Here is a 17,615-nt window from a genome sequence, read left to right as displayed (position 1 = left end):
ACGCGGGGACGTTGACCAGCGACATCCCCGACAACTTTTGCGGGATCTCGATGTCGTCGCGCCTTGCCAACCTGTCCATCGCCGCCAAGATCGGAGCGACGCTTGCCGTCCTTCTCGTCGTGGGGCTGTGCATCTCCTTCGTGTCGCTGCGCAACCTCGGCACGATCGAGAACACCAACCATTGGACCGCCCACACCCATGCGGTGATCAGCCAGGTCGACGACGCGGTCGGCGCGATGATCAACCAGGAGACGGGCTTGCGCGGCTATCTCATCTCCGCCGACGAGACGTTCCTGGCTCCGTACCGCGAGGGCGTGAGCAGCTTCACGGAGGCCGCAGCGACGGCACGGCGGATGACGGCGGACAATCCCGCTCAGCAGAAGCGCCTCTCGAACCTCGAGGCTCAGGCGCAGCGCTGGCGGGAGGTCGCCGAGCGTGAGATCGCCCTGATGCGCAATTCCGAGACCCGGGACGAGGCGCGGCGGATCGAGGCGTCCGGCGCGGGCAAGTCCGCGATGGACGCTCTGCGCGCCATTGCGGGCGAGCTGATGGCGGCCGAGCGTTCCCTCCTCGGCGAGCGCAGCGCGGCGGCGCTGGCGGCCGCATCGTCCTCGCGCTTCGCGACCGGCTTCGGTCTGGCCGTGATGATCGCCGCCGCCCTGGGATCGCTCATTCTGCTGCACCTTGGGATCAGCCGGCCGATCCGCGGCATGAACGGGGCGATGGGCCGGCTCGCGGGCGGCGACCTCGCCGCCGCCGTGCCCGGCCTCGGGCGCAAGGACGAGATCGGCGCGATGGCCGACGCCGTGCAGGTGTTCAAGGACGGCCTCATCCGCGCCAGGGCCCTGGAGGATGAGGCCGCGCTCGCCCGCGCCGGTGCCGAGGCGCAGCGGCAGGCGGCGATGCGCGACCTCGCGGACGGGTTCGAGCGGGCGGTCGGCGGCATCGTGCAGGCGGTCTCGACGGCCGCGAACGATCTTCCGGGGACCGCCCACGCGATGAGCGCGAACGCGGCCTGCACCGCCGACCAGTCGACCGGTGCCGCCGCCGCCGCCGAGGAGGCCGCCGCCAACGTCTCGATGGTCGCCGCCGCGGCGGAGGAACTCGGCAGCTCCGTCCACGAGATCGGCCGTCAGGTCCAGGGCTCCGCGAGCCTGGCCGCTGCGGCCGCTGCGGAAGCGGGAACGACCGCCGGGCTGGTCGAGGCCCTGAGTGCGGGCGCAACCCGGATCGGCGACGTCGTCAACCTCATCTCCAGCATCGCGGGTCAGACCAACCTCCTGGCGCTGAACGCGACGATCGAGGCGGCTCGCGCCGGCGAGGCGGGGCGGGGCTTCGCCGTCGTGGCCGCCGAGGTGAAGGAACTTGCCTCGCAGACCGCGCGCGCCACCGACGAGATCTCGCGCCAGATCGGCGAGATCCAGGGCGCCACGGATCAGGCGGTGACGGCGATCCGCTCGATCGCCGGGCGGGTCGGCGAGATGAACGCCATGACCGGCGCCATCGCGGCGGCCGTGGAGGAGCAGAGCTCGGCGACGCAGGAGATCGTGCGCAATGTCGGGCAGGCGGCCGCCGGCACCGACGAGGTCACCCGCACCGTCACCCGCGTCGCGGGGGCGGCGGGCGAGACCGGCGAGGCGGCGGGCCGCGTGCTCGCCTCCGCCTCGGGCCTCACCGTGCAGGCCGACCATCTTGGCGCCGAGGTCCGGCGCTTCCTCAACGAGGTGCGGGCGGCCTGACCGGTTCGCTCAGCGCTCGCGCCGCCACAGGCCGACCCGCTCGGAGCGGGCCTGCTCCTCGGCGGAAAGGAGGTCGGAGGGCGCGTCGTCGCTGGCGCGAGCGCCCCCGGCCGCCAGGATCAGGGCGGCGAGGTCGTCTCCGTCGATCCGGCAGCGAAGCGCGGCGCTGCTTGGTTGTGCCTCGGCACCGGGTCCGCAGGTGACCTCGCGGCGGCGAAGATAACGGGCGAGCTGTCGGGCGAGCGCGCCGCCCTCGCCCTCGACGCCGAGAAGCCGTACCACCCGGCCCCGGAAGGCGAGGGTGCCGGTATCGATCACCTCGGGCACGCCGCGCAGCTCCGCCGCCGGAGATGCTGCGACCGGCGCCGCCGGGGCGGGCTCGGCCCGCGCCGCGGAGGGGCGCTTGGCGCGGCCCTTCGCCATCTGGGCGGCGGCGCGCTGAACGAAGTCCCGGAAGATCGCGGCCGGCATATCGCCGCCGCTGACCCGGTTCATGGCGCTGTTGTCGTCGTTGCCGACCCAGATTCCGACCACGAGATCGGGCGTCACCCCGACGAACCACGCGTCACGATATTCCTGCGTCGTGCCAGTCTTGCCGCCGACCGGGATTCCGGAGACCCGCGCCGCCTTGCCGGTGCCGCCGTCGACCACCGCCTGGAGCGAGTCGAGCATCATCGCCCGGGTGTCGCCGGGCAGCGCCGCTCCCGCCTTGGGGTCGGGATGGACGTAGAGCGGCTGGGGCGCTCCGCCCCGGATCGCGTGGACGCCGTAGGCCTCGAGCGGCATGCGGTTGGCGAGCACCCCCGCATAGGCGCGGGTCATCTCGAGGAGCGTCACCTCGGCCGAGCCGAGCGCCAGGCTCGGCACGTTCGGCAGCTCCGACGTGACCCCGAGGCTGCGGGCCGTCTCGATCACCGCCGGCACGCCGACCTCGTCGGCGAGTTGCGCCGCGATGGTGTTGATCGAGAGGGCGAAGGCCGTCGAAAGGGGCACCGCGCCGCGGAAGCGGTTGTTCGAGTTCTGCGGTTCCCAATCGCCGATCTGGACGGGGCGATCGACGAGAACGCTCTCCGGCGTGTAGCCCTTCTGGTAGGCCGTAAGGTAGACGAACAGCTTGAACAGCGAGCCCGCTTGGCGCTTGGCCTGCGTCGCGCGGTTGAACTGGCTGTCCTCGTAGTCGCGCCCGCCAACCAGAGCGAGGATCGCGCCGTCCTTCGAGAGCGCCACGAGAGCGGCCTGACCGGCCTTCTTCTTCGTGCCCTCCGCATCAAGGCGTCGGGCGACGACGCCCTCGGCGAGGCTCTGCAGGTCGAGGTTGAGCGTCGTGCGCACGGTCACGTCGCCTTGCGTGTCGGCGAGCCGCTTGGCGTCGCCCGCCACCATGTCGAGGAAGTAGTTGGTGCCGGGCGGTGTCTCGGGCGGCGTGCGAAGCGTGATCGTCTGGGCGCGGGCCTTGTCGGCGGCCTCCGCCGTGATCGCGCCGGTCTCGACCATCGTCTGCAGGACGACGTCCGCACGCTCCTTGGCGCCGCCGAAATTGCGGGTCGGGGCAAGCTGCGAGGGCGCGCGCACGAGGCCCGCCAGCATCGCCGCCTCGGGCAGCGTCAGGGCCTTGGCGGGCTTGCCGAAGTAGCGCCGGGCCGCCGCATCGACCCCATAGGCGCCGGCCCCGAAATAGGCGGTGTTGAGATAGCCGAGCAGGATCTGGTCCTTCGACATCTCGCTCTCGACGCGCAGAGCGAGGAACGCCTCCTGGACCTTGCGGCGCAGGGTCTTCTCCTGGGTCAGCGAGGTCAGTCGGACATATTGCTGGGTGATGGTCGAGCCGCCCTCGCGCACGCCGCCGCCGACGGCGTTGCGCCAGGCCGCGCGGAAGAGTCCGCGCAGGTCGACGCCCCAATGGCTGTAGAAGCGGCGGTCCTCGATGGCGATGATCGCCTGGGCGAGGTGCGGCGGCAGGTCGGGCGCGGTCAGGAGCTGCCCGCGGAAGGCGCCGCGGGTCGCGAAGACGCGCCCGTCGTCGGCCTCGACGGTGAGCGCCCGCTGCCCCGGGTCGAGGGCCGCGCCGCCGAGGGGCGGCAGGGTGAGAAAACTCGTGACGACGAGGCCCGTCAGGGCGAGGACCGGTGGCGCCACGAGAGCGAGGAGCGCCACCAGGAGGGGACTGCCGGCGATGCGCCCGCGCCAGCCGCGGCGTGGGACGCGCGTCGCCTCGCCCGCTTCGCTCGCGCCCGTCGCCAAGCGGCTGGGCCGGGGCCGGCGCAGGCGCTCCGACAGACCGCGCAGGAGCGGGCCGGTACCGGACGCGGCGGCGCGCGTCCGCGCCCCGGCGCCCCGGGCGGCGCCGGCCGCCAGGATGCCGAGTTGGCGGCCGAGGACGCGCGCCGCCGCCGCGGCCTCGCGGGCGGCGGCGCGGGTGTCCGGGGCGGGGCCGTCCTGCGGGCGGTCCGGTTCGTGAGGCGGCATCGGCTGATCGTTCACCCGGCGCGGGACGCCGGCCAGAATGTGCGGGGCCGCCCTTTTAGACCGGATGAGGCGGGCGGCGCTACGCGGCGGGGGCGGGCGGCGTCGCGCCCCCGGGCGCGCTCGGCATCGGCCGTCCGGCCTCCTCGTGCCGTCCGCGCAGGCGGAAGGCGAGGATCAGCAGCATGATGCCGAAGGCGACGGCGTAGCCGCCCATCCACCACGTCAGCACCACAGCCGACATGCCCGGATTGATGAGCAGCGCGATCCCGAACAGGATCGAGATCACGCCGCCGAGCGCCAGCCACCAGCGGCCGTAATTCAGGTGCAGCCGGAAGGAGGCGGCGAGCATCAGGCCGCCGGTGACGAGCGCCCACAGCGCCACGAGGTAGACGAAGGCCCAGACCGCGGCCGCCGGCATCAGGAAGGCGACGACGCCGACGACGATGTCGAGCAGGCCCTCGAACAGGAGCAGCCCCCAGCGTTCCTGGCGCTGCGCCGCCCGCACCGCGGCGACGATGCCGACCACGCCGTCGACCAGCATGTAGGCTGCGAAAAAGATCACGAGTGTGAGGATCGTGGCGAGCGGCGCCACGAGGCTGATCACACCGAACAGGATGGCGCAGAGTCCGCGAAGTGCCACCAGCCACCAGTTGCGCGCGAGCACCATGCTCATCGCGTCGAGGCGGGCGGCGCCGACGAGGGGCGGCACGGCCGGAGTCGCGCCCGCAATGTGGGGAGGGTTGATGGGGTTGCCGGTCGTCATGGCAGAAGCTCCTCCGAGGGGGCGGAAAGGGACCGCGAAGCCGGATCTCGGCCGCTGACCGCATCGCACGCGGCGGCGTTTCCAGCAGTCCAGCCCTGTCGAGGCCGAGCGGAACCTTGCGCGCCCGTCAGTCTTTGCAGGGACGAGGCGGGTTATCGAGGGTTTCGGGTCGTTCGCGCGGCTTCGGAACGTTTGCGGACGATGGACCGATGCTTGATGACCGGCAGGGCGCGCCGCAGGACGGCGCTCGACCCCACGATGCTGCGCGCGCAAGCGCCCGCGACGTCCTGAACCTCGACGGGGCCGGGGTGGCCCGCGAGGGATCCGACGGCGGGCAGGCCTCCGATTCCGAGGGCGACCAAGCCGGAAAACGTCACGACGATGACGAACGGGCGAAGGGGAAGCGCCCGAGCGTGATCCGCCGTCACCCGATCTGGTTCGGCCTCGGCGCGCTTGCCGTGATCGCCCTCGGCGTCGCGGGCTACCTCTACTGGCTCGTCTCCCTGCACCCCTACGAATCGACCGACGACGCCTTCGTGGATGCGCGCCAGTTCACGATCGCTCCGAAGGTCTCGGGGTACGTCGTCGACGTGCCGGTCACCGACAATCAGCACGTCGAGGCCGGCACCACGCTCTTCCAGATCGACCGGCGCGATTACGACGTGGCCGTCCGGCAGGCGCAGGCGCAGATCGCCTCGGCAGAGGCCTCGATCCAGAACGTGGACGCGCAGATCGAGGCGCAGAAGGCGCAGATCGACGTCGCGAGCGTGCAGGTGACCCAGACGCAGGCCGCCCTCGACTTCGCCAAGGCGGATGCCGCCCGCTACAAGGACCTCGCTACGCGCGGCGCCGGCACGGTTCAGCAATCGCAGCAATCGACCTCGAACTTGGAGCAGCAGGAAGCCTCGCTGCAGAGGGCGCGGGCGAGCGTCATCTCGGCGCAGAAGCAGATCGGTTCGCTGGAGGCGCAGCGGGCGAGCGCGGAGGCTAGCCTCGCCACCGCCCGCGCCCAGGCCGCACAGGCCGAACTCAACCTCGGCTACACGACGGTGATGGCCGCTCAGCCCGGCCGCATCGTCCAGCTCTCCGGCGCCAAGGGCCAGTTTGCGCAGGCCGGTCAATCGCTCTCGACCTTCGTTCCCGACGAGAAATGGGTGACGGCGAACTACAAGGAGACGCAGATCACCGACATGCGGCCGGGTCAGAGCGCCGAGATCGAGATCGACGCCTACCCGAACCGCAAGATCCACGGCCGGGTCGACTCGGTGCAGCCTGGCTCGGGGACCGCCTTCAGCCTGCTGCCGGCCCAGAACGCCACCGGCAATTACGTCAAGGTCGTCCAGCGCATCCCGGTGAAGATCGTCGTCGACGACTGGCCCCGCGACGTCTCGATCGGACCCGGCATGTCGATCGTTCCTACGGTGCGGGTGCGATGAGCGTGGGCGCCGCCGCGGCGGGCGGGGGTCGGTCGGGATCAAGATCCGGGGCGTTGCCGAAGGCGGCGGGCGGGCACAGCCCGTGGGCCATCGCCCTCGTCGTGTCGCTCGCGACCTTCATGGAGGTGCTCGACACGACGATCGCGAACGTCGCGCTCCGCTACATTTCCGGCGGCCTCGCGGTCGGCCCCGACGAGGCGGCCTGGGTGGTGACAAGCTACCTCGTGGCCAACGCCATCGTCCTCACCGCCTCGAGCTTCCTTGCCAAGCGCTACGGCCGCAAGGCGTTCTTCATGTGGAGCGTGGCGCTCTTCACCGTCGCTTCGGTTCTGTGCGGCTTCGCCTGGAACCTGCGATCACTCCTCGTCTTCCGGGTGCTGCAGGGGCTGGGCGGCGGCGGCATGGCGCCGCTGGCGCAGTCGATCCTGGCGGATTCCTTCCCGCCCCGGAAGCGGGGGCAGGCCTTCGCCCTCTACGGGCTCGCGGTGGTGGTGGCGCCCGTGGTCGGGCCGACGCTCGGCGGCTGGCTCTCGGACAACGTGTCCTGGCACTGGTGCTTCCTGATCAACGGGCCGATCGGCCTGCTCGCCCTCGGCCTGATGTACGTCCTGCTGGAGGATCCGGATTCGGCGAAGCGGGAGCGTCGCCGGCTGCGGCGCGAGGGCGTGCGCTTCGACCTGATCGGCTTCCTGCTGGTGGCGACCTTCCTCGGCTCGCTTGAGGTCGTCCTCGACGAGGGGCAGCGCAAGGACTGGTTCGGCTCGAACCTGATCGTCACCTTCGCGATCCTGAGCGTCCTCGCCTTCGTCCTGATGATTCCCTGGGAGCTGACCCGCAAGAACCCGGTCGTCGACCTGCGGCTTCTCGGCAAGCGCCAGTTCGGCGCCTGCTTCCTCGTGATGCTCGCCACCGGCGCGATCCTGATCGCGACGACGCAGTTCATCCCGCAGATCGTGCAGGATTACTTCGGCTACACGGCGACGCTCGCCGGCCTCGCGCTGGCGCCGGGCGGCCTCGTCACGGTGTTCATGATGCTCGTGATCGGGCGCGTCTCGGGCACGATACAGCCGAAATACCTGATCGCCGCGGGCGCCACGATCGTCGCCTTCGCGATGTACGACCTCACGCGCCTCTACGGCGACAGCACGTTCTGGTTCTTCGCGTGGTCGCGCATCTATATCGGCATCGGCCTGCCGATGATCTTCATCTCGATCACGGCCGCCTCGTACGAGGGCATCGACCCCTCGCAGACGGATCAGGCCTCGGCGCTGATCAACGTCGCCCGCAACGTCGGCGGCTCGATGGGCGTCTCGCTGGCGCAGAACATCCTCGCCTACCGCCAGCAATTCCACCAGAGCCGGCTCGTGGAGCACATCACGCCGACCGAGCCCGCCTACCAGGAGACGCTCGCGCGGGCCACGCGCTACTTCGCGCAGCACGGGGCGGCCGGCGTCGACGCGCAGGGGCAGGCCACCGCCTGGATCGGCCAGCAGCTCGCCCAGCAGGTCGCGTTCTTAGCCTATATCGACGTGTTCTGGGCGCTGGCCCTCGTCTCGGCGTCGGCCGTGCCCCTCGCGATGATCCTGAGCCGGGTCAAGCGCGAGGGCGAGGCGCCGGCCGGCCACTGACGGCCAGCTGGAACGAGCCTCAGCGGATCTCGGGCAGCGAGGCGTCGGTGATCTTCACGCGGCCGTCCTCACGCACATCTCTCACCAAGGTCTCGGCGAGGGCCGCGACGCCCTCGTACTGGTTGAGGCGGCGGTCGATCATGTCGTCGATCTTCTCGTAGACCTCGGCGACCGTCAGGCCGCGGCGGCCCTTGCCGGCCTTCTCCGTGAACAGGGAGCGGTTCGCCCGGGCCGCGCTGCGGAACTCCTTCGAGGCGACGATGCCCGGCTGCTCGGCGCTCAGCGCCAGGAAGCGGCCGGCGCTCGACGTGCCGAAGAAATGGGCGAGGTAGAGTTCCGATGTCTTCAGGTCGCGCCCGATCCGGGCCTCGATCCGGGCGCGATCGCGCTTGATCAGCTCGGCCGCCATCAGGCAGGCGACGTAGGGGTCGCGGCGCAGGCGCAGCACCCGCTCGCGCATGCCCTCGCCCGAGACGGTGATCGCGCCGCCCCGGCCGGTGACGGCGGCGGCCTCATCCTCGTAGCCGTAGCGGGCACCGAAGTCGCGGATCATCTCCAGCCAGGTCGCGGCGACGAACTGGAACAGGCCCTCGGCGGACGAGGTCGCGGCCTTGGCCCGGGTCGAGAAGCTCGACTCCTTGTCGGCGAGCGCCATCATGTAGACGGGGTCGACCCCGGCCTCGGCGGAGGCGCGCAGGATCGTCTCGACGATCGAGCGCGGCACGCTCATCTCGCCGAAGCGAAGGATCTCGTCCCCGGTTCCGGTGCGGGGCTGGGGCAGGGCGGCGAGATCGCTCGCGATGAGGGCCGTGGTGGCCGGCTCCTGGTCGAGCAGTGGCACGCCGCCCCAGTCGGACGGCCTCTCCGGGCCCGTCCGGCTCGCGAGATCGCGGGCCGCGAAGGCGCGCTCGTCGATGCGGTCGTGGGCGGAGGCCGGGGCCAGCGCGCTCTGCGGCAAACTGAAGCCGACGAGACCGGCTAGCATAGTCGTCAGCAGACGACGGCGAATATTGGCACGGCGTCGGCCCTGTCTTTTCGGCTCGGCCCGCAGCAGCCACGCTACGGTCTGATCTTGATCCACAGTCTCGCCAGGCACGAGACGGCTCGCGTCGTCGGCGCAATGCGCCGGCTCCGGGAAAACCCCCATCATTCTTCCTTTGTCGTGCCGCGGCTTGCTTGGGCGCGGCTTCGATCAAGTGGCGGCTATGTCGCCGCCCGCTGTGTCCACAATGGGACGACCGGGTGATCCAACCGTGGCACCCTTAAGAGTCGGTTAACTCTGCGCTTTCACGAATTTTTAACGGCTCGTTCGGGCGCGGTTCAGGGGAACGGAGGCAGAAATTTGTCCGAGCGGGGCTTGGAACGAAGCCTGGCGGAGCCAGTTACCTAGTCCCACGCGGGGCTGGCTCTCCTGGCCCGTCCGACGCCCCCGCGTCTTCACAGCAAGGAAGTTCGGTTCCGATGAGCATGCAGACCGGTCGCCGCGTCGGCGTTGCGTTCGTTGGCATGGGTGGCGCCGTCGCCACCACAGCGATCGCCGGCATCGAGATGATCAAATCGGGATCGAACAGGCTCGACGGCCTGCCGCTCGCGAACGTCCCCGTCGCCGGCATGGCCGACTACAAGGATCTCGTCTTCGGCGGCTGGGACCTCAACAGCGACGACCTCGCCTCCGCCGCGGCGGGCCACGGCGTGCTCACCAAGCAGGACATCGAGAACGGCGCCCAGGTCCTGAAGGGCATCACGCCCTGGCCGGCGGTCGGCAGCGCCAAGTTCTGCAAGAACATCGACGGTGGCAACCGCATCGTCGCCAAGGATCACCGCGAAACGGTCTCGATCATCGCCAACGACCTGCGTCGGTTCCGCCAGGAGAGCAACCTCGACGAGGTGGTCGTCGTCAACCTCGCCTCGACCGAGCGCTGGCCCGATCTCAGCGAGCCGGTGCTGAACTCCTCGGCCGCCTTCGAGAAGGGTCTCGATGCGAGCGACGAGTCGATCAGCCCGGCGATGCTCTACGCCTACGCGGCGATCAAGAGCGGCGTGCCGTACGCGAATTTCACCCCGAGCGTCGCGGCCGACGTCCCCGCTCTCCTGGAACTCGCGCGCGAGCTCAACGTCCCGGTCGCCGGCAAGGACGGCAAGACGGGCCAGACCATGATGAAGACGGTGCTGGCGCCGGCGCTGAAGGCCCGCGCCCTCCATGTCGACGGCTGGTTCTCGACGAACATCCTGGGCAACCGCGACGGCCTCGCCCTCAACGATCCGAGCTCGCTGCAATCGAAGCTCAACACCAAGGGCACGGTGCTCGACTCGATCCTCGGCTACCCGGTCGAGGACCACCTCGTGCACATCCACTATTACCGTCCCCGCGGCGACGACAAGGAAGCCTGGGACAACATCGACGTCACCGGCTTCCTTGGCCAGCGGATGCAGATCAAGGTGAACTTCCTCTGCAAGGACTCGATCCTGGCCGCGCCGCTCGTCATCGAGATCGCCCGCGTGCTGGACCTCGCCAAGAAGCGCGGCGACGGCGGCGTGCAGGAACAGCTCTCGACCTTCTTCAAGGCGCCGATGGTGAAGAACGGCCACGGGCCGGAGCACGCCTTCGGCAAGCAGGAGCAGATGCTGCTCGACTGGCTCGGCGTGCACTGATGCCGGGCCCGTTCGAGGGCGCCGCAGCACCCGTCGCGCTCCGCGAGCTTCTCGTCGAGCTGAACGACCTCAAGCGCGTCCGCTCGGCCGGACGGACGGGCTCGGTCGCGGAGCGTCTCTTCGCGCAGGGCTGGAGCGCTCTGACAGGCGGGGCCGATCCCGAGGCCGTGGCCCTGGAGATCACCGCCAAGACGCTCGCCGCCTGCCGACTCTGCGACCTCGACGACGCCTTCCTGGCGGCAGCGGGCCTCTCCGAGGCCGCGATCGGCGACGTGCTGGTCGCGGGCTTCGAAGCGGTGACGCCCGAGGTCGAGGCCGATCTGCGCGGACGGCTGCGTGAACGGCTCCGAGAGCGGGACAACTTGGTGGCCGGTCCGCTGCCGGGTTTCGTCGCGGCGCTGGCGCAGCAGCCGCGGGCGGGCGTGACCTGCCCGGGCAAGCCCCGCATCCTGTTGGAGCCGCCGGAGAATCACGCTGAGCACTGCCTGATGGTCGCGGTCTACGGCGTGGTGCTGAGCCCGTTCTACCGGGCCGACCCCACCACCGTGTTCCTGGCGGCGATGGCGCACCATTTCCACAACGCGGCGATGCCGGATGCGGGCTTCACCGGCGAGATGCTGCTCGGCGACCATCTCGGGCCGATCATGGCGCGGACCACGCAATGGGCGCTCGACGCGCTCGAGCCGCCCCTGCGCGCGACGATCGAGCGGGCGCGGGCGGTTCTGCCCGACGACGCCACCGCGGAGGGCCGCGCCTTCCACGCGGCGGATGCGATCGACCGGGTCCTCCAGATCGCCCAGCACCTGCGCGCCGCCTCGCTCACCATGGAGACCGTGCTCGGCGAGATGGAACTCGTCCATGCCGGGCCGGTGAAGGGGTTCCATGATCGGGTGCTGAAGGATATGCGCATCCCGTGATCGCAAACGCGACGGGGGCGGGTAGAGAGAGCATGATCCCCTTCACCCTGACCTCGCCCGAGACCGGCAACGCGCTCCGCTCCGACACGCCGCACTCGCTGCGCGACGCCGAGACCGGCGCGCGCTGGCCGGTGATCGACGGCATACCGTACCTGCGCATCGGCCGGGACGGCCTCATCGCCGAGGTCCTGGCGCATCTCGACGATGCGGGTGCGGAGAACGGCCGCGAGAAGGCGCTCGTGGCGCTGCTCGCCGACCAGGACGATTGGTGGAACGGCCCGCCGGCGGACCCGGCCGATCTCGCGGCCCTCGTGCACGGTCGCGAGGAGGCCAGCCTGCGGGACGCGGTCCGCCTCCTCGGCTGGGGCCGCGTCGGCGACTACTTCCTGCACCGCTGGAGCGACCCGACCTTCCTGGCCGGCCTCGCCCTGCTGGAGGCGCACTGGAACGGCCCGGCCTGCGTCTTCGAGTTCGCCTGCGGCATCGGGCATTACCTGCGCGAATTGAGGCGCCACGGCGCCAAGGTCGCGGGTGCGGACGTGGTCTTCGCCAAGCTCTGGGTCGCCCGCCACTGGGTGGTGGGGAGGGCGCGCAGCTCGTCTGCTTCGACGCGGCCTCGCCCCACTGGCCCGTCAGCGGCGCGCCGGTCGATCTCGTCGTCTGCAACGACGCCTTCTATTTCCTCGACGACAAGGCGGGTCTGCTCGAATGCCTGCGCCAGAACGCGGGCGATGACGGCTGGCTGGCCTTGAGCCACATCCACAACAGCGACCGCCCGGGCTTCTCGGCGGGCCGGGCCGTCTCGGCGGAGGAGATCGAGGAGCTGTTCCCGGACGCCCTCGTCTACGACGACGCCGAGCTGACCCAGGCCCTCGTGGAGACCCGCGCCCCCGCGCCCCGCCTGCCGGCCGAGATCCGGGGCTGCGAGGCCTTCTCGGTGGTGGCGGGTCCGGGGATGCGCCCGGCGCCGCGCGCGATCGTCGACGGCCTGACCCTGCCGCGGGAGGGCACGCATCTGCGCCTGAACCCGCTCTACGCGCCGGACGGGGCCGGCGCGTACGAGATCCGATGGCCGTCGGAGCGCTACGAGCAGGAATACGCCGCCATCGTCACCTACCCGATGCGCTCGGAGGGACCGGACGCGCTCGATTGGGTCGGGCCTCCGACCGCGCCCGAGGCCGAGCGCGTGAGGCGGCGAGAATTCGTCGACCTGCCGGAGCGCTGGTGATGGGCGACAACGTCGGCTGGGGCATCGTCGGCTACGGCTGGGTCGCCCGGGACTACATGGCGCCGGGCATCCGGGCTGCCGGGCATCGGCTCGTCGCCGTCTGCGACCCGGGCGAGGGTTCCCGCCAGGCGGCGGACGCGGAGGGCGCGCGGGCTTACGCGACACTTCCAGAGCTTCTGGCCGACCCCGAGATCGAGGCCGTCTACGTCGCCACCCCGAACCATCTGCATCGCGAGGCGGTGGTGGCGCTGTCCCGGGCCGGCAAGGCCGTGCTCTGCGAGAAGCCGATGGCGGCGCGGCTCGGCGATGCCGAGGCGATGGCCGAAGCCGTGCGCGGCAGCGGCATCTTCTACGGCACCGCCTTCGACCAGCGCCACCATCCCGGCCACCGCGCCATGCGGGCCCTGATCGAGGCAGGCCGCCTCGGCACCGTGACCGCGGTGCGCATCGTCTATGCCTGCTGGCTGGATCGGGCCTGGACCTCCGTCGAGGGCCTCGACAACTGGCGCATCGACCCCGTCCAAGCGGGAGGCGGCGCGCTGATGGACCTCGCCCCCCACGGGATCGACCTCGTCGACTTCCTCACCGGCGAATCGATCGCCGAGATCGTCGCCCTGACCCAGGCCCGGGCGCAGGATTACGCGGTCGACGACGGTGCCCTGCTGATCGGGCGCACGGGTGCGGGCGTGCTCGCCAACCTCCACGTCGCCTACAATTGCCCCGACGCGCTGCCCCGGCGCCGGCTGGAGGTGGTGGGCACCAGGGGCATGCTCACCGCGATCGATACGATGGGGCAGGTGGCCGGCGGCACGGTGACGTTCACGGACGGCGCTGGCGGCCGCTCGGAGGAGATCGCGTTCGACACGCAGGCCTCGCCCTTCCTGGAGCAGGTGCGCGCCTTCGGCTCGGCCCTGCGCCGCCCGGAGGAACGCGGCGCCTACTCGGTCGAGCGCGACCTGCACACGATGCGGCTCGTGGTGGACGCCTACGAGAGCGAGCGCCACCGGGGAGGGCCGCTGGCGGGCCGCTGAGGGCACGGCAACGGCCGTACGGCGATGCGGAACGGGGTTTATCGAGGACCATGACCGAGCTTGATCAGGACGACCGCGCCCGCCACGCCCGCCTGAAGGCGCCGCGCGCCTATCGGTTCGGGCAGAAGCGCCGGATCGACGGGCTGCCGCAATCCCTTCCGGAGCCCGTGCGGGCCTATCTCGACGTGCTGCCGGAAGGGCGCATCGTCGGCTTTCCCCTGGCGCCCCTCGACCGGACCGGGATCCCGGTCTGGTTCGTCTCGCTCTTCCTCGACGATCCCTACTTCGTCGGCGCCATGCCGAGCGGCATCGGCTACGGGGCGACCGACGACGAGGCGATTATCGGCGCGGTGGCCGAGATCGCCGAGAACCTGATGCCCTCGCTGGCGCTGATCCCGCGCAGGAAGGAGCGGGGGTCCTACAACGACCTCGTGCGGGTCCACGGCGCCCGCTCCGTCGCCGACCCGCTCACCCTCGGCCTGCCCGCGGGCTCGCCCGTGGGCCGCGACACCGTGCTCGAATGGACGGCCGCCACCCGCCACCCGACCGGCGAGACGGTGCTGATGCCCCTCGACGTGGCGGCGACGGATTATTTCGAGCTGTCCGAGGGTTACAAGCCCTTCACGAACCTGATCACGAACGGGCTCGGCGCCGGGCCGGACGTGCCCTTCGCCCTCGGCCACGGGGTGCTGGAACTGCTGCAGCGGGACGGCAACGGCCTCCTGTTCCGCGCCCTCGACCAGGGCGTGATGCTCGATCTCTCGCAAGGGCTTGGGCCCGAGACCTCAGGCATGTTGGCAAGGCTGGAATCGCTCGGCATCCGGGCCCTGCCGAAATTCGCCACCGACCAGTTCGGCCTGACGAACCTCTACGTCGTCGGCTACGACCGGAATCCCGCCGACGCGCCGACGCCGATCGCGCTCTCGGCCTGCGGCGAGGCCTGCGACCCGGACCGGGAGCGGGCCCTGCGCAAGGCGCTCCTCGAATTCCAGGCGGCGCGGGTGCGCAAGGCCTTCGGCCATGGGCCCCTCGCCTTCGCCGAGCGGGTCACGCCGCCGGGCTACGTCCACGCCTTCATCGAGAAGGCCCTGCCGAGCCTAGACCTGGAGGAGAGCCGGGCGCTGAAGGCCATGCTCGAATGGATCGTGCTGCCGCCGGAGGATCTGCACGCGGTGCTCGCCGACACCGTCTATTCCGAGCGCGCGACGAAAGCCTTCGCGGAGCTGCCGACGACGCCCGCCGCCGACGGGCACGCCCGCGGCGCGATCGCCTGCGAGCGGCTTCTGGAGGCCGGGTTCGACGTTCTCTACGTCGATTGCTCGCCGCCGCGCGGCGGGGTGGGCGTCGTCAAGGCGATCGTGCCGGGGCTCGAGGTCGAGACCATGAGCTATTACCGGATCGGCGAGCGCAACGCCCGGAAGCTCATCGAGCGCGATCACCCCCTCGTCCGCTTCGGCACGCAGAGCGAGACCCTGCGCCCGATCCGCCTGACGCCCGAGGCGATCGAGCGCTTCGGCGGTCAGCCGCTCTTCGACGTGGCGCTGGCCGAGGAGATCGTCGGCAGCCATTATCCCCTCTACCGCGAGCCGGAATCGCACCACGCGCCGTTCCGGCTGGAGCAGAGGGGACGGGCCGCATGAGTCTCCGCTTCGCCTACAACACCAACGGGGCGGCCAATCACCGCCTCGACGACGCGATCGACCTCATCGCCGGGGCCGGTTACGACGGCGTCGCGCTCACCCTCGACATCCACCACCTCGACCCCTTCGCCGAGACCTGGGCGCGGGAGGCGGAGCGGGTCGCGAGCCGCCTGGAGCGCCTTGGGCTCGGCTCGGTGATCGAGACCGGGGCCCGCTTCCTCCTCGATCCGCGGGCCAAGCACGAGCCGACCCTGGTGACGGCCGACGCGACGGGCCGCGCCCGCCGGATCGGCTTCCTGAAGCGGGCGATCGAGATCGGCGCGATCCTGAAATCCGAGGCCGTGTCCTTCTGGGCCGGTGTGCCGAAGCCCGGAATCGACCCTGCGGAGGCGCGGCACTGGCTGGTGGACGGGCTGCAGGAGGTGGTGGCCTACGCCCGCGAGAACGGCGTCGTGCCCTGCCTGGAGCCCGAGCCCGGCATGCTGGTCGAGACCCTGGACGACTTCGCCGCGCTTCAGGTGGAGGGTCTCTGCCTCGCCCTCGACACCGGCCACTGCCTCGTCACCGGCGAGCGCGAGCCCGCCGCGGCGGTCGCCGAATTCGCGCCCCGCATCGGCACCGTGGCGATCGAGGACATGGCGCGCGGCATCCACGTGCATCTGCCCTTCGGCGAGGGTGACATGGACGTGCCGGGCGTGCTCGACGCCCTCGATGCGATCCATTTCGGCAAGCTCATCTGCGTCGAGCTGTCCCGCGAGAGCCACCGGGCGGACGCGATGATTCCGGCCGCCATCGAATACCTGAAGCAATGCCGACGCCCGGGCCCGGACTTGCCGCCGCCCGACATGACCGTACGGGAAACCCCTGTCCGATGAGGATCTGCTTCGTCAGCCGGCGCTACTTCCCGGCGATATCCGGCATGAGCGTCTACGCGCAGAACCTCCTGCGCGAGCTCGTCGGCGCCGGGCATGACGTGACGATGATCAGCCAGTACCGGGGCGACGCCTTCGGCACCCGCGTCTACGGCGGCGGCCCGCCCCCGCCCGTGCCGGGCGTTCGGGTGATCGGCCTCGAGCAGCTCGGCGAGCAGGAGGGCGGCGACTTCGAGCGCGACGTCGAGGCGATGGTCGAGACGATCGCGGCCGAGCACGCGCGCGCGCCCTTCGACGTCCTGCACGCGCAGTACGGCTACCCGACCGGCTGGGCGGTCCTGCTGGCCTCCCGCCGGCTCGGCGTGCCGAACGTGGTCTCGATCCAGGGCGGAGACGGCCACTGGGTCGGCTCCTGCTGCGAGACGCACCGGCGCGCCATGTGCGCGGTTCTCGACCACGCCAACGCGCTCCTCATCGGCGGCCGCTCCTTCGTGGCTGAGGTCTGCGAGCGCCTCGGCACCGACCCGGGCCGCTTCACCATCGTGCCCGGCGCGGTCGACACGGCGCGCTTCACGCAGCCCCATGCGGACGGGCTTCCCGAGCTGCATGCCGGCCCGGTTCGTCTCCTCTATCACGGTCGCGTCGACCGGCGGAAAGGCGTGCTCGATTTCGTCGACGCGCTCGGGCGCCTGCGCGATCGCGGCATGCCGTTCGCCGCGACGATCTCGGGCATCGGCCCCGACGTCGAGGCCGCGCAGGCGCGGGCCGCCGAGCGCGACCTGCCCGAGGAGCGGCTTCGCTTCACGGGCTACGCCGACTACGCCACCGTGCCGGACCTCTACCGGCAGGCCGATGTCTTCGTCTCGCCGACCTACGCCGAGGGCTTCTCGAACACGATCCTGGAGGCGATGGCGGCCGGGCTCGCCGTGGTCTCGACCCACTCGGTCGGCGTCTCCGATTGCCTGCGCGACGGGGAGAACGGGCTCCTGACCGAGCCCGGCGACGTCGCCGCCCTCACGGACGCGCTCGCCCGCGTGATCGAAGACGCGGCGCTGCGCCGCCGCATCGCCGGTGGGGGGCTGGAGGAGTGCCGCCGGGTCTATTCCTGGGAGACGGTCGGCCGCCAGATCATGGGGATCTACGCCGAGATCGCGGGTGCACATCCGGACACGCGCTTCTCGCCGGACCTGCCCGTCGATCCGTCCTGTCGGTTCCGGGCGGAGCCGCACCTCCTCTAGGCCGG

The 17,615-nt window shown here is 71.1% G+C and carries 12 protein-coding genes and 1 pseudogene; 10 read left to right on the top strand and 3 right to left on the bottom strand.

Annotated elements, in window-relative coordinates; genetic code table 11:
* Nucleotides 1–50: 50 nt before the first annotated feature.
* Nucleotides 51–1,739 (top strand): methyl-accepting chemotaxis protein, encoded by a 1,689-nt coding sequence (locus DK389_RS31795; RefSeq protein WP_109897003.1) that lies wholly within the window; start codon nucleotides 51–53, stop codon nucleotides 1,737–1,739.
* Between the two features lie 9 nt (nucleotides 1,740–1,748).
* On the opposite strand, the gene DK389_RS31790 is transcribed toward DK389_RS31795, so the two are convergent.
* Together DK389_RS31790 and DK389_RS31785 are read right to left on the bottom strand one after the other, a co-directional pair.
* Complete coding sequence (locus DK389_RS31790) at nucleotides 1,749–4,205, bottom strand: PBP1A family penicillin-binding protein (RefSeq protein WP_109895836.1); 2,457 nt, start codon at nucleotides 4,203–4,205, stop codon at nucleotides 1,749–1,751.
* A gap of 79 nt (nucleotides 4,206–4,284) precedes the next feature.
* Complete coding sequence (locus tag DK389_RS31785) at nucleotides 4,285–4,968, bottom strand: HdeD family acid-resistance protein (RefSeq protein WP_109886664.1); 684 nt, start codon at nucleotides 4,966–4,968, stop codon at nucleotides 4,285–4,287.
* Between the two features lie 209 nt (nucleotides 4,969–5,177).
* Here DK389_RS31785 and DK389_RS31780 point away from each other — a divergent pair, with 209 nt between their 5' ends.
* Nucleotides 5,178–6,404 (top strand): HlyD family secretion protein, encoded by a 1,227-nt coding sequence (locus DK389_RS31780; protein WP_109886662.1) that lies wholly within the window; start codon nucleotides 5,178–5,180, stop codon nucleotides 6,402–6,404.
* Complete coding sequence (locus DK389_RS31775; RefSeq protein ID WP_109895834.1) at nucleotides 6,401–8,032, top strand: DHA2 family efflux MFS transporter permease subunit; 1,632 nt, start codon at nucleotides 6,401–6,403, stop codon at nucleotides 8,030–8,032. Before DK389_RS31780 ends, DK389_RS31775 begins: the two co-directional genes overlap by 4 nt.
* 19 nt (nucleotides 8,033–8,051) lie before the next feature.
* Here the strand turns inward: DK389_RS31775 and DK389_RS31770 are convergent, their stop codons facing one another.
* Nucleotides 8,052–9,179 carry a transglycosylase SLT domain-containing protein gene (locus DK389_RS31770; protein ID WP_194075268.1) on the bottom strand — a complete coding sequence of 376 codons (1,128 nt, stop codon included), beginning with the start codon at nucleotides 9,177–9,179 and terminating at the stop codon, nucleotides 8,052–8,054.
* Between the two features lie 314 nt (nucleotides 9,180–9,493).
* Here DK389_RS31770 and DK389_RS31765 point away from each other — a divergent pair, with 314 nt between their 5' ends.
* The 7 genes and pseudogenes from DK389_RS31765 to DK389_RS31735 all read left to right on the top strand — a co-directional run bounded on the left by DK389_RS31765 (nucleotide 9,494) and on the right by DK389_RS31735 (nucleotide 17,610).
* Entirely contained in the window at nucleotides 9,494–10,684 is a 1,191-nt protein-coding gene (locus tag DK389_RS31765; RefSeq protein WP_109886658.1) for an inositol-3-phosphate synthase, read from the top strand.
* Nucleotides 10,684–11,601 carry an HD domain-containing protein gene (locus tag DK389_RS31760; RefSeq protein WP_109886656.1) on the top strand — a complete coding sequence of 306 codons (918 nt, stop codon included), beginning with the start codon at nucleotides 10,684–10,686 and terminating at the stop codon, nucleotides 11,599–11,601. The genes DK389_RS31765 and DK389_RS31760 overlap by 1 nt, the downstream gene beginning before the upstream one ends.
* A 32-nt stretch (nucleotides 11,602–11,633) precedes the next feature.
* Nucleotides 11,634–12,829: pseudogene (locus DK389_RS35375) on the top strand (class I SAM-dependent methyltransferase).
* Nucleotides 12,829–13,860, top strand: coding sequence for a Gfo/Idh/MocA family protein (locus DK389_RS31750; protein WP_109886654.1), 1,032 nt, complete (start codon nucleotides 12,829–12,831; stop codon nucleotides 13,858–13,860). The pseudogene DK389_RS35375 and the gene DK389_RS31750 overlap by 1 nt, the downstream one beginning before the upstream one ends.
* A gap of 50 nt (nucleotides 13,861–13,910) precedes the next feature.
* Entirely contained in the window at nucleotides 13,911–15,500 is a 1,590-nt protein-coding gene (locus DK389_RS31745) for a YcaO-like family protein (RefSeq protein ID WP_109886652.1), read from the top strand.
* Nucleotides 15,497–16,375, top strand: coding sequence for a sugar phosphate isomerase/epimerase family protein (locus tag DK389_RS31740; RefSeq protein WP_109895830.1), 879 nt, complete (start codon nucleotides 15,497–15,499; stop codon nucleotides 16,373–16,375). Before DK389_RS31745 ends, DK389_RS31740 begins: the two co-directional genes overlap by 4 nt.
* Nucleotides 16,372–17,610, top strand: coding sequence for a glycosyltransferase family 4 protein (locus tag DK389_RS31735; protein ID WP_109895828.1), 1,239 nt, complete (start codon nucleotides 16,372–16,374; stop codon nucleotides 17,608–17,610). Before DK389_RS31740 ends, DK389_RS31735 begins: the two co-directional genes overlap by 4 nt.
* The last annotated feature ends 5 nt before the right edge of the window (nucleotides 17,611–17,615 follow it).

It is taken from the genome of Methylobacterium durans, from assembly GCF_003173715.1.
Lineage (GTDB): Bacteria > Pseudomonadota > Alphaproteobacteria > Rhizobiales > Beijerinckiaceae > Methylobacterium > Methylobacterium durans.
This window is presented reverse-complemented; position numbering and strand designations above follow the sequence as displayed.